Origin of the sequence: Anaerotignum sp. (assembly GCF_017483025.1) — a bacterium.
In the GTDB taxonomy this organism is placed as follows: Bacteria; Bacillota; Clostridia; order Lachnospirales; family Anaerotignaceae; genus Anaerotignum_A.
This window is the reverse complement of the sequence record NZ_JAFUMA010000108.1, coordinates 1-13,333: the sequence shown is the minus strand read 5'-3', so window position 1 is coordinate 13,333 and position 13,333 is coordinate 1. Positions and strand designations below refer to the sequence as shown.

Here is a 13,333-nt window from a genome sequence, read left to right as displayed (position 1 = left end):
AAAGAAAGGAGTCCAAAATGGACTCCTTATTTTTATGCTGTCTTCTTCTCTCAATATTTTTTTCTCTGGATCGCTTTTTCGATCTTATGAAAGCCATCCACATATTTTTTATCCCGAATCGCGATCAAAGTGTATAGCGTATCGATGATAACTTCCTGCGCAATACGAGAACTCAGCGCCACGATACGATACTGGGTCTCCTTACTTGCTGTATAAAGCTGGATATCCGTGGTCTTGCTCAAGGGAGAGCTGCCAATGCTGGTCAGTGAGATGGTCGTTGCGCCATTGCTTTTTGCCAGCTTTGTATTATCCACAATATCCTTGGAGCTGCCCGAATGGCTGATGGCAAAAACCACATCATCCTTTGTCAGCAAAGAGGCTGTAATCGTCTGGATATGAGAATCATTGAAAGCCACAGCATCTATGCCAAGGCGCAGCAGCTTATGCTGCATATCGACTGCAACAGAATAAGAGCTGCCCATCCCCAAAATCACGACCCGTCTTGCATTGGTGATGGCATCTGCCGCCTTTACAAGGGCCTCTGCATCCAGAGAATCATGGGTCAGGGTCAATGCCTGCATCGTCCCCTGAAAGACCTTGTCCACAATACCAGAAGCCGTATCATCTTCTGAGATCTCTTCATGGATGCTCTGCATGGGGGTCACGATATCCTGGGCCAATGTCACCTTAAAATCCTGATAGCCGCTCAGCCCCAGTTTCCGGCACGCACGAACCACCGTTGCATCGCTGACACCACTGGATTCTGCCAGACCCGCAACAGAAAGATAAATCACCTTTTCCGGATTTTCCAAAATATAATCAACTACTTTTCTTTCCGCTTGTCCAAGAGAATCCCTCATCGCTTCCATACGAAGCAATAATGTCGGCAATCTTTCTGGCTTCATCGTTCTCACGCCCCTTCATTTGACAATAGTGTATCAATATTCTTTTCAAAAAACAACCAAATGAAGTATTTTTTCAAAATTTCTATCAGAAAATCTTCTGTTTTTCTTTCATTCTTCCCATTCCAGCAGCCTCCTCAAAAAGGATGCCCCATCCGCAACGATACCAATATCGGCATGGTCAAAGATCGGCGCCTTTTTATCCGGATTCACTGCCACGATGCAGCCTGCCCCCTGAATACCCGCCAGATGCTGCACTGCGCCGGAAATGCCGCAGGCAATATAGATGGACGGACGGATGGTCTTGCCGGACTGTCCCACCTGCCATGCATAGGGTGCCAGTCCTGCATTGACCGCAGCCCTGGATGCCGCAGGAACAGCGCCGATCTTTTCCGCCGCCTGCTTCAGCAGGATAAAATTCTTTTTCGAGCCAAGGCCCAGCCCGCCTGCCAATACGATCTTGGCATCATTCAGATTTTTCTCTTCCTTTAATTCCGTGGTTTTTGCCAGCAGCCTCAGGGGAGAAATCGCTCCATTCCCGTTGCATAAGAGGATCTCACCCTTTCGGCTGATATCTGCCTTCGGCAGAGGAAATACCCCCTTTTGCACCGTCGCCATCTGGGGATAGGAATGTCTGCAAAGGATATCAGCCATCAGGCTGCCGCCAAAGGCAGGTCTGGTCTGTTTCAGATAGCCATCCTCCACGGAAAGCTGGATGCAATCCGCCGTCAGCCCCGTTTTCAGCTGCACAGAAAGCTGCGCCGCCACCATGCGCCCCGCTGATGTGGCAGGAAACAGAAACGCCCATGGTCTGCCGGCTTCCATCTGCCCGGCGATGGTCTGGGCCTGCACCTCATTGCGGCAGGCGGAATAACGATATACCTTATCCGCACCACAGGCGATGGCATCCTCCGCGCCGCGTCCCACCTTTTTGAACAGAACCGCCGCCACAAGGCAGCCGGATTCCCTGGCCAATTCCCGGGCCTTCCCCAATAATTCCTTTGTACCTGTCGTCAGCTTTTCGCCCCTATTTTCACAGTAGACCCAAATTTCAGGGATATATCCTTTCTTTTCCATCATTTCGGCCCACTCCCCTCTTTGATTTGTTTCAACTTCGCCTGTACCACTGCTACGCCTTCCTCTATTTCACAAAGGGCGCAGTTTCTCTTCCATTCCGGGAAAAAGGAACGGTTCACTTCCGTAAAGGAGCCCCCGCTGCCTACCTGTTCCTTTGCCAGCCCCAATATTTCCCGATTCAGCGTAATAATGGCTCTGCAACCTCCGTTTCGCAGCCCGAAAATAGACGGCAGTCTGGGATGGTCGATGCCTTCGATGCCTTCCATCACGCTGATTAGGGCAGGTATGGCAGCTTCCACGGTTTCTTCCCCGTCTTCCAGCAGCCTGCGACAAATCACCTTTTCCCTCGTCAATTCCAGCTGTATCACGTTGGTCACTACAGGAATGCCCAGCATTTCCGCAATCTGGATAGAGACCTGTCCTGTTTCCCCATCCAGGGTGCGTCTGCCGCAAAAAATCAGATCATAAGCCGCTGTTTTCCGCAGAGCCGCAGCAAGAACAAAAGCCGTAGCGTAGGTGTCCGCTCCGGCAAAGTCCCGATCGGAAACCAGAAACAGCCCATCTGCGCCCAGGGTAGCGGCCTCTTTCAAGAGGCTTCGGGCTGCTTCTGTTCCCATCGTGAATATATCCACTTGTCCTGTATGCTGTTCTTTCAGGGTCAATGCAGTTTCCAGAGAAAACACATCGGCAGGATTGATGATGGAAGAGGGGGCATCGCGGCGAATGCGGCCATCGGCAGACAGACTTTTCCCGATATCACCGGGAACCTGTTTCATACAGACCGCCATACGCAGCATCCTCATACATCTCCCTCCATTTCTTTATAAATATCCGCCAGAGCATCATGGATTTTTTTATATCTCCGGAAGCCTTTTTCATATTTCTTATGATTTTCCATATCGGGCTTGATATAGGCTTCTGTTTCCACGCACTTGGCAACGCTCTCCTCAAAGGAACCAAATACGCCCGCCGCCACCCCTGCCAGCATGGCAGAGCCCAAGGAAGAATCATTATTTTTCGTTTTCATCATTTCAATACCCAGCACATCGCTGACGATCTGTCTCCAAAGGGTGCCCTTTGCGCCGCCGCCAATAACGATGGCCTGATGGATATCCAGATTTTCCGCCTGGATGACCTGATAACAATCCTTCAGGGAATAGGCAACGCCTTCCAGCAGGGCTCTTGTGAAGTGACCCTTTGTATGGTAGGAACGGATACCTGTGAAGCTGCCTCGAAGGCTTGCATCGAAATAAGGTGTCAGTTCCCCCTGCAGATAGGGATGGAAGTACAGATTATCGCTCAGAGGGGCGATCTTTTCTGCTTCCCTGTTCATCCATTCATAGGCATCAATGCCCTGCGCTTCGCTTTCCAACATTTCTCCCTTGCCCAGGATATCACGATACCAGCGGTAGGATGCCGCGCAGGATTTCGTGCCTGTGCCGGGATACCATAAACCGGGGATAATATGCTGATAATTCACCAGTCGTTTATTGGACAGCGCATGGTCTGTAATCGGGCAGATACGCCCCGCTGTTGCCAGCTTTACAGTCATTTGCCCCTGATGGATGGCGCCGTTTGCGTAGACCTCCATGACCGTATCCGTAGAGCCTGCGATGACCTTCGTATTGGGGGAAAGTCCCGTTTCCTTGCAGGCCTGCTCACAGATAGGGCTCAAAATCGTCTGTGGATCAACGATCTTGGGCAGCATTTCCTTTTTGATGCCAGCCATGGCGCAAAGCTCTTCAGACCAGCAATTGTTAGGCACATCCATGAACATGGAGCCCATGGCTTCCACGTTATCTGTGACGAAATCGCCGGTCAGGCGATAACGCACATAGTCTTTTACAAACATGATCTTATGAATACGATCAAAGTTTTCTTTTTCATGTTCCCGCAGCCACATCAGATGAGGAAGGGTCCACATTTCGTTGGGTATGTTATGGGAGTACGCATAAATTTTATCTTCAAAACTCTCTTTTAAGAAGGCTACTTCCTTCTGGCTGCGGGAATCCGTCCAATAGATAGAATCCCGAATGACCTTGTCTTCCTCATCCAACAGAACTGCTGTGTGGGTCGCCGCATCCAAGCAAATAGCGGCGATATCTTCAGGGGCCACCATGGCTTTCGCCATGACAGCCCGCACATTTGCCACAAAGGCCTGATAGGAATCCTCCGGTTTCTGTTCCGCCCAGCCGTTGTTGGGATAAAATGTAGGGTATTCTTTTGTCGCTGTTGCAACGATAAAACCATCCTCGCGAAGGAGGGTCGCTTTGGATGAGCCGCCGCCAAAATCTACACCAATCAAATATTTCATGAGTATTCCTCTCCTGCCTTTTTCGTTCTTTCCAATGTTACTTTTTATTCAAACAAAACTCTCTCAAAAATTAAAATAAATTTTCGATCAATCTTCGTATGCGGGCAGTTCCGCATCAGCTTCTGCCACTGCTTCTGCATATGCTTCCATTGCTTCTTCCAGTGCTTCATCAGGAATGATCAGAGGAGGTGTCAGTTTCATTGTGATACCTGCACCTACTGCTGCGTAGAATACCAGACCTTTTTCCATACATTTCTTTGTTACTTCTGTTGCAAAGTCAGGCTGACCTTTCTTAGTTTTAGGATTTGCGAAAGTGCAAGCCCAAGCCATACCCAGACCGCCTACGTAAGCGATTCTATTGGGGAATCTTTCCTTCAGGGCTGTCAGGTGTTTACGCATGATTTCTTCTTTCTTCGCAGCCACTTCGTCCAGTTTATTTTCTTTCATGAACTGGATATTTGCTACTGTACATGCAGCTGCCACAGGGCTGCCGGAATGTGTGGATGTCATTGTATTGGGTGCATACAGATCCATGATTTCCTTGCGAGCATACACGCAGGACATAGGCAGCGCACCGCTCAGACCTTTTGCCGCTGTAAAGATATCGGGCAGGATATCATAGTGCTGGAAGGCGAACCATTTACCTGTACGGCAGAAGCCCGTCTGGATTTCATCCATGATCAGTACGATATCATATTTATCGCAGAATTCACGCAGTTTCTTTGCGTAGCTCTTAGGCATAGGATAACACTGAATGCCATTGTAGGATTCGATCAGGATACCTGCAACGTTTTTGAATTCTACGCCATGGCTTGTGATGGTATCCAGCAGTGTCTGGAACATTTTGTCTTCATCGAAATCGGGACGGGATTCATCTGCCCATTCGTGTTCATAGCCATTGGGCCAGGGAGCCTGGAATACATCTTTATCCAGATTGCCGATCCAGTCCTTCAGGCTGGGTGTACCGCCTACCAGCTGGGATGCCAGTGTTCTACCGTGGAAGGCACTTTCATAGGAAACGATGACCTTTTTATCAGGGCCGCCCTTCATTTTGCCGTAAGTTCTTGCCAGCTTGAATGCACATTCTACTGCTTCTGTACCGGCGGAGAGCATGAATGCTTTCGCATCGGGAATAGGGCAAACGCTTACCAGTTCCTTCGCTGCTGCCACACGTTCTGCTGTAGGGAATGCATAGGATGCCAGCAGGGGTTTATCGATCACATTTTTGATGGCTTCCTGCAGTTTGGGATTTGCATGACCAGAGTTTGTGATCATAACTGCGGAAGAAAAGTCCAGATATCTGTTGCCGTAAGGGTCACAGATGATATAGCCGTCTTCTGTATGATCCCATACGATCAGAGGCTGACCCGCCATAGAACGGGGTTCATATTTCTGCATTTCCTCAATCAGAGGGAAAGATTCGGGCACAGGAATGGGTGTGCAGATCGTTCTGTACTTTGTTTTAATGGGTTTTACTTCTCTTGCTTCAATTTCAAAACCTTGTCCGTTCATAAAAAATGCCTCCTCCTGATTTCTAGTCCCCAATAGTTTTATTTAATTCTTGCAAAGATCTGATCGATCTTTTCCAGTGTATATTCGATATCTTCCATGGTATGCTGGATGCCGAAGCCATTGTGGGCAGGCACAGGGCTTGTGCCATAGTTATGGAAATAGATACCTTCCTTCAAGCATTCTGTCAGGAATTTATTGTTGAATTCCATATCGAATTTCTGTTTTACGGTTCTCCAGTTATAGTCATCCTCAGGGTCTTCCACGCCAAAGTAGATACCAAATCGAGCCCCCACGCCTCTTACATGACCTTTGATGCCATGTTTTTTCATCAGCGCTTCGATGCCGCCATACAGGGCGTTGCCGATTTTTTCGATATGGTCATAAAATTCGGGTTCCTGGATCATTTTTGCACATTCCAGAGCCGCCATAACGGGCATCAGCGCCCCGGAATATGTACCGCTGACACCAGCAGGGCCTGTAGGGCCGCCCATTTCCATGATTTCCTTCTTACCAACCAGAGCCGCAATAGGCAGACCGCCGCCGATGGCTTTTGCCAGTGTAGTCAAATCAGGTGTTACGCCGTAATACGCCTGGGCACTGCCAGGGCGCATACGGTACCCACAGATAACTTCATCGAAAATCAGAACGATACCTTCTCTTGTACAAAGTTCACGTACCTTTTCCAGATATTCTTTTCTTGCGGGATAGCAGCCGCAGTTATAAGAAATGGGTTCCATAATAATGGCTGCCACCTGATCCTTATAACGGTTTACGACTCTTTCCAGTGCTTCGTAGTCGTTGAATTCCACATTTTTCACCACGTTGCCGAAGCATTCAGGGAAGCCTGCACCATCGGGGATATTTTCGATTTCGCCGATCTCATCCATTTTGCCTTCGTTGTTGTGGTTGTACCAGATCATTTCATGCATGCCATGGAAATGACCTTCAAAGCGAATGACAATCTCTCTGCCTGTATAAGCTCTTGCCAGGCGCAGCGCAGATAATGTTACCTCTGTACCAGTATTGACCAGACGTACTCTTTCTGCACTGGGAATCAGTTTGCACAGTTCTTTTGCCAGTTCGATTGTTTCCTGAGAATCATAGCCCCAGTAGAAACCTTTTTCGATAGCCGCCAAAACAGCTTTTTCAATTCTGGGATGTTTGTAGCCGAACAGCGCAGGGCCTGCGGAGGAATGGAAATCAATATATCTTTTGCCTTCCGCATCGTAAAGGTATGCACCTTCACATCTGCTCATATACAAAGGCTGACCCAAAGTGGCATTGAAACGACCGCCGGCAGAGCCGCCACCTACCATATACTTTTGCGCTTCAACATACATATCTTTCTGTAATCCCATAGTATTACACCTCTACTTTCTTTATCTCCAAAACAAATTATTTTCTTTTTTTATTATGCAGGTCCCATGATCAAATTCGGCAGGAAGGACGTCAATCCGGGAACAAATGCTGCCGTAATGATAACTGCAAGAATGATGCCTACAACGACCAACAGATATGGAACGACCTCCTGAATCCTCGCTTTCGCAATAGACATGGACAAGAACAAATAAATACCTACGGGAGGTGTCAGACCACCCAATACTGTACACAGACAGAACATTACGCCAAACTGTGTCATGTTTGCACCCATGCTCTGCAGCAGAGGATATACGATAGGCAGAATAATAGGCATTGCTGCCAGGCTTTCCATAAAGCAGCCGATGAAAACCATGAATCCAGCAGTCAGAAGCATGATCATCGTTGTACTGCTTGTCAGAGACAGGATGAAGTTACAGATAATATCGCCTACATTTGCCAGAGAGAAGATATAGCCATAAATAGTGGATGCACCAATAATCATCATAACCTGACAAGTATTTTCTGTTGCCTGTTTAAACAGAGGGATAATATCTTTCCATTTCAATTCTTTATAGATAAATGCACCAACGATCAAACCATAGATACAAGCAACAACACCAGCTTCTGTTGCTGTAAAGATACCACAGATAACACCACCGATAACGATGAAAGGCATGATCAGTGCCCAGATGGATTCTTTCAGTGCAATGACTGCTTTTTTCGGCTCAAATTTACCGCCATAATCAATGTTATTTACTCTTGCGTAGATATAACAGAAGATCATCAGGCAAAGACCGATTACAAAACCGGGCAGGATACCACCCATGAACATTCTGCCGACAGACAGACCCGTGATGGATGCAAAAACGATCATATCAACGCTGGGAGGGATAACAGGGCCAAGGGAGCCTGCGCCACCGATCAAAGCTGCTACAAAGCCGGGTTTATAACCCTTTTCCTTCATGGCAGGGGCTGTAATACCACCAATGGCACTTACCGCCGCCGCACCGGAGCCGGAAATACCGGCAAAAATCATATTCGCTGCAACACAGCAGATACTCAGACCGCCGCGCAGCCAGGAAAACAGCGCTGCTGCAAACCCTACGATACGTTTGGAGATACCGGCCTTATCCATAATGGCACCGCCCAGAATGAACAGAGGAACCGCCATCAGAGAGAAAGAGTTGATACCACTGATAAATCTCTGTACAACAATATACAGATCCAACGTACTGCCAAAATAGATACCCAGAAAACCGGAAAGACCAATTGCGAAGCAAATAGGAACCCCCAGAATGATCATAACAATCAAAGAAACTACTACAATAGGAATCATTTTGCTTCACCTCCATCTTTAATCTCTTTTGCATGCTTCGGGACTGCGCTCAGGAAAGACAGCAGCATCGATACAGCGCCAATAGGGAATGATAAATAAACAACAGAATAAGAAATACCAACTGCTGAAGAATAGGAATTACTCATATTCTGTACCAGCTGAATGGATGCTGGCAGCAGCACCACCAGGAAAGATGCCGCCACGATTCTTGTGATCACGTACAATACAAATTTAACCTTTGTATTTTTCAAAATACTTTGTAAAATATCGATGGATATATGTCCATCAATACGAATGGTCAAAGAGGAACCGATAAACACCAGCCAGATGCAAATGAACCGCATAGCCTCTTCTGCCCACGTGATAGAGTCATTCAGCACATATCTGCAAAACACGTTAATTGCGCCGATGACAATAATGACCATAAATAAGACCGCACAAACATACGTCTGGACATTTGTCAGGATCTTATCAAATTTTTTCCATAAAGCCATTCTAAAACTCCTCCTCTGTCAGGATGTGAATACAGGGCGCCACAGGGGAATTATATGGAACCCAATGACGCCCCGTGTATTACCTATGTGACAGGAACTTCAAGTTATATGATTTATCGTTTTACTTATTTAGCTGCGCCAACTTCCTGCAGTTTTGCGATCAGATCGCCCAAACCGTATTCAGATGCATACTGATCATACATGGGCTGCTGTGCAGCTGCCATTTTTTCATATTCGCCTGCATCCAGTTCATTTACAACTACGCCTGCGTCTTCCATGATCTTCACTGCTTCTGCATCGGCAACTTTTCTTGCTTCCACCTGTTCTTCCTGTACTTCAGCACCTACTGCCAGAATGATTTCCTGATATTCTGCAGGGATAGACTGCCATTTTGCTTCATTGATCGCTACAATGTTGATCGTGCTGATGTGACCAGTTTTAGAGTAATATTTTGTTACTTCCTGCAGGTTGGAGTCAACGATCGTACATGCGTCAACTTCTGCGCCGTCAACTACGCCCTGAGAAATTGCTGTGTAAACATCACTCCAAGGTGTTGTTGTGGGGTTTGCACCCAGGTTTTTCCATGTATCAACAAACAGGGAAACTTCGGGAACTCTCATTTTTACACCCTTACAGTCATCCAGTGTATAGATGGGTTCTGTTGCCAGGATCGCATGTCTGATAGAACCGGAGAAGGAGAACAAAGGACGAACGCCTGTGGGAACCATCATATCTGTACCTTCCTGCAGAACGACATCGCGCATGATAGCTGCCTGCCCATCCAGATCGGAACACAGATAGGGCAGACCGAATACGCCCAGCTCGGGTTTATTTACCGCATTTGCCCAGGAGGAACCTTCGCCAAAGGCCATATCTACCGTACCCATTACCGCCTGCTGCATGGTTTCTGCTTCAGAACCCAGCTGGCTGTTAGGGAAAATTGTAATTTTAACAGCGCCGCCTGTTTCTTCTTCTACTCTGTTTTTGAATTCATTGAAGTATTTGTCTTCGTTGGAATTTGTGGAGTAGATGTGGGCCAGTTTCAATTCGATGGTTTCGCCATCTGCTGCTGCGGAATCACTTGCACCGCCTCTTGAACAACCTGCTGTCAGAGCCATTGCCGCTACCCTTGTCAAGCTAACTGCCATTCTAAAAAATTTCTTCATAGTAGTCCCTCCTTGATTTTCTTTTTGTAGACGTCCCAATTATAACACGTTTCTTACAATGTGTTTTCATTCAGCAATACGAAAAGATCCTTCACCTCTGCTTTCCCTTCACCTTTCCGCAGCACAGATCTGCAACCCGGACACGCTGTAAGCATCACGGGAACATCGATGCGGTCTGCATCAGAAATTCTTCCGGATGCTGTCAGCTGTGCCAATTTGGGAGAGTGTGCTTCCAACGCGAGACCGCCGCAGCATTTTGTCGTCTTTTTGCTCTGGATCATTTCCTTCAGTTCATAACCCATTGCACGGATCAGCTGGCGGGCAGGTTCCGTTTCCTCCAGATCTCTTGCAAGGCGGCAGGGGTCGTGGTAGGTCACAACACCTTCCGCTTGTTTCATCTTCAGTTTACCTTCCTGCAGCAACCCTGCCGCAAAGGCTGTGGCTGTTACCACTTCTGCGGAAAGCTCCAGGCCCCATGCGGGGTATTCCTGCTTGAACATTCTTGCTGCAGAAGGATTCAGTACCACTACCTTCTTTGCACCGCTGCCGTTGATGGCATCTGCACATTTCTTCGCCATCTGCTTCCCTTCAGCTGTTTCCCCCATCAGGTCATACAGCTCGTTGCCATCGGCAGGCTCTTCTGCCAACGTCATATATGGTACACCAGCTTTGGTCAGAACAGAGCCAAAGGCTTCTGCCATTTCCTTTGCAGCAGCTGTGCCATGGGCCCCGATATATACCAGAACATCTGCCTTTTCCGCCGCAGGCTTCTGTTCTTCTGTCCCTTTTTTCATCAGGCTGTCGATAGCAGCCATCACGGATGCAGGTGCCAGCCCGCTGGCTACGATATTTCTTCTCGCTTCTCTGATAAAAACGGGAGGTTCATAGCCTGTTTCACAATTTGTTGCACAGGATGCGCATAAGCAGCATTGGAACATGTCCTCTGCGTATACCTGCATTTCTGTAGTTCCTTTTTGTTCCATATCCAACAGGAGCGCTTTTGCTCTGGGTGTGTTGGATTCTTTGCCCGTCACCAGACCAACAGGGCAAAGATGTCTGCACATCCAGCAAAAACGACATGCCTTGATCGTATTCAATGCTTTTCCCGATAACATTCTTTCTCCCTCCTCCTCTATTTTTTACAAGCCAAGTTTATATGGATTCATAATGCCGTTGGGGTCGAGTTCTTTCTTCAACGCCTCAAAAACAACCATATTTTCTTTATACTGTTCTTTCATCAGTCTGCCCAGCTTCATGCCGACGCCATGATGGTCATTGACTACACCGCCATTGTCCAGAATTGCGCGGATACCGGCATTCCAGATCTCATTATGCAGTCGCATAGCTTCTTCGGGATCTTCAGGAGGATTTTCGATGATGAATCTGTCATAGATCATTACGCCCCATTCGTACCAGTGGGAGAAATGAGCGATAAAACGAACACCTTCGAACTGTTCCATGGTCTTTTTCAAAGCCCAGTAGATGTTTTCCATATTGGAATAAGTAGAAATGGTATCCAGTGTGCCGAACATCTTAGGCAGATCTAACGCATGGTCGGGGTAGAAGAATGTTACTCTGCTGTCCCACCATTTTTCGCCGTAGTCAGAGCCAAGGTCCATGCCGCCTCTTTCCTCACACATTTTCAGGGCGATACGTTCTTCGATCTCAACGATGTCCCCATTGCCTTCGATGGCGATATTCATGAATGCGCCTTCTTTTTCTACGCCAAGGATGTTTTTAATGATAGATTTTGTTTCTTCTTCATTATACAGACGCATGATGGAAGGCTTGAATTCCTGCAGCAGGTCTCTGCCGAAAGCCAGGCCTGTAGGTACATCCTTGAACAGGAAGGCTCTGAATTTTCTGACCTCAGGCTTTTTGAAGATCTTCATCGTCGCCTTTGTGATAACCCCCAGTGTACCTTCGGAACCAAGGAACATATGCAGGATGCTGGGGCCGGAGGAATGTTTGGGTACGGGTGTGGATTTCAAAATCTTTCCGCTGGGTACCGCCATTTCGATATGCATACACTGGTCATCAATTTTGCCATATTTGGTAGAAAGAACGCCAATGCCGTTATGGGCCAGGAAACCACCCAAGGTACTGCAAGTCAGGGAACTGGGATAATGCATCAGGGAATACCCCTTTTCATTCACATACCATTCCAGCTGTGCAAAGTTGATGCCCGCTTCCGCTGTAACGCACATGGATTTTTCGTCTAATTCGATGACATTGTTCATGCGCTTCATATCCAGCAGAATACCCCCTTTGACTGCCAGGGCACCGCCCTGAGAACCCGCACCGCCGCCCCAAGGGAACACAGGAATTTTATAGTAGTTAGCGATCACCAGGATCTTCGCCACTTCTTCATCACTGCCGGGATATACGATGAAATCTGCCAGAGGCATCATTCTGCCGCGGTCTTCCCAGAGTCTGGAAAGCCAGAAGTAGTCAACACTGTGGCTGATCTTGTCACTTTCTGTCACAGAGACATTGTCTCTGCCGACAACATCTTCCAGCTCTGACCGAATCATGTTAAACATAAAGTCATTCATAGTACTCTCCTTTCCAAATGAAATTATAATTCATTCTTTGCTTGCTTATTATGAAATAAATATACCATGCATGAAATAAAGTTTCAATACACAATCTTTAACAAACTACATCTCTACATTTTGTATATATTTTAATTCCATCATTTTGCGTCCCACCCAGAAACCCAAATAAATCAAGCCTTTTCAGGAAATCATTTTCTCGTATATCTATAAAGACCACCCCGCTTTCGCCCCGAACCCTCTCACCATATGTGAAATAAAATTTCACTAATAGTGCAGATCAAATTCTTTGGGGTCTTATGGCTCCCCCCAACAAGAGGCACCTGCATGCAATATGCTATGCTTGCAGTTCACCTCGCTGGTATTCTTTCGCAGGGAATCCATCACATACTTGATATGTAAAATATTCAACTGTTGTAATCTCTGCTGTACCACCTCCGCCTGCATCATATCTATAAGAACATATTGCTCCTCCGACCGCAGATACGACAATGCTGCGGCAGGGAAAAGGCAATTCGTTTCTGATCGACCATTGCCAGAATTAGGCTATACTCTACGGAAACAAAAGCCCTTGCAGATTTGCAAGGGCACTTTTATTTTTAGCATTAAATTTTTGAT

Annotated in this window: 11 protein-coding genes; all 11 read right to left on the bottom strand. The window is 47.2% G+C overall.

What is annotated here, in order from left to right:
- Positions 1-50: 50 nt before the first annotated feature.
- The 11 genes from IJ369_RS09415 to IJ369_RS09365 all read right to left on the bottom strand — a co-directional run bounded on the left by IJ369_RS09415 (position 51) and on the right by IJ369_RS09365 (position 12,715).
- Entirely contained in the window at positions 51-905 is an 855-nt protein-coding gene (locus IJ369_RS09415; RefSeq protein ID WP_290718448.1) for a MurR/RpiR family transcriptional regulator, read from the bottom strand.
- Positions 906-1,013: 108 nt separating this feature from the next.
- On the bottom strand, positions 1,014-1,982 hold the full coding sequence (locus IJ369_RS09410) for an electron transfer flavoprotein subunit alpha/FixB family protein (protein WP_290718447.1): 969 nt from the start codon (positions 1,980-1,982) through the stop codon (positions 1,014-1,016).
- Complete coding sequence (locus IJ369_RS09405) at positions 1,979-2,782, bottom strand: electron transfer flavoprotein subunit beta/FixA family protein (RefSeq protein WP_290718445.1); 804 nt, start codon at positions 2,780-2,782, stop codon at positions 1,979-1,981. Before IJ369_RS09405 ends, IJ369_RS09410 begins: the two co-directional genes overlap by 4 nt.
- Positions 2,779-4,293 carry a xylulokinase gene (locus IJ369_RS09400; RefSeq protein WP_290718443.1) on the bottom strand — a complete coding sequence of 505 codons (1,515 nt, stop codon included), beginning with the start codon at positions 4,291-4,293 and terminating at the stop codon, positions 2,779-2,781. Before IJ369_RS09400 ends, IJ369_RS09405 begins: the two co-directional genes overlap by 4 nt.
- 87 nt (positions 4,294-4,380) lie before the next feature.
- Positions 4,381-5,805 (bottom strand): aspartate aminotransferase family protein, encoded by a 1,425-nt coding sequence (locus tag IJ369_RS09395; protein WP_290718441.1) that lies wholly within the window; start codon positions 5,803-5,805, stop codon positions 4,381-4,383.
- 38 nt (positions 5,806-5,843) lie between these two features.
- Positions 5,844-7,163, bottom strand: coding sequence for an aspartate aminotransferase family protein (locus IJ369_RS09390; protein ID WP_290718439.1), 1,320 nt, complete (start codon positions 7,161-7,163; stop codon positions 5,844-5,846).
- A 53-nt stretch (positions 7,164-7,216) separates the two neighbouring features.
- Positions 7,217-8,500 (bottom strand): TRAP transporter large permease, encoded by a 1,284-nt coding sequence (locus IJ369_RS09385; RefSeq protein ID WP_290718437.1) that lies wholly within the window; start codon positions 8,498-8,500, stop codon positions 7,217-7,219.
- Positions 8,497-8,994, bottom strand: coding sequence for a TRAP transporter small permease (locus IJ369_RS09380; protein ID WP_290718435.1), 498 nt, complete (start codon positions 8,992-8,994; stop codon positions 8,497-8,499). The genes IJ369_RS09385 and IJ369_RS09380 overlap by 4 nt, the downstream gene beginning before the upstream one ends.
- A 125-nt stretch (positions 8,995-9,119) precedes the next feature.
- Complete coding sequence (locus IJ369_RS09375) at positions 9,120-10,160, bottom strand: TRAP transporter substrate-binding protein (RefSeq protein WP_290718433.1); 1,041 nt, start codon at positions 10,158-10,160, stop codon at positions 9,120-9,122.
- A gap of 53 nt (positions 10,161-10,213) precedes the next feature.
- Positions 10,214-11,275 carry a (Fe-S)-binding protein gene (locus IJ369_RS09370; protein ID WP_290718431.1) on the bottom strand — a complete coding sequence of 354 codons (1,062 nt, stop codon included), beginning with the start codon at positions 11,273-11,275 and terminating at the stop codon, positions 10,214-10,216.
- A gap of 24 nt (positions 11,276-11,299) precedes the next feature.
- Positions 11,300-12,715, bottom strand: a complete 1,416-nt coding sequence (locus tag IJ369_RS09365; RefSeq protein ID WP_290718429.1) for an FAD-binding oxidoreductase — start codon at positions 12,713-12,715, stop codon at positions 11,300-11,302.
- Between the last annotated feature and the right edge of the window lie 618 nt (positions 12,716-13,333).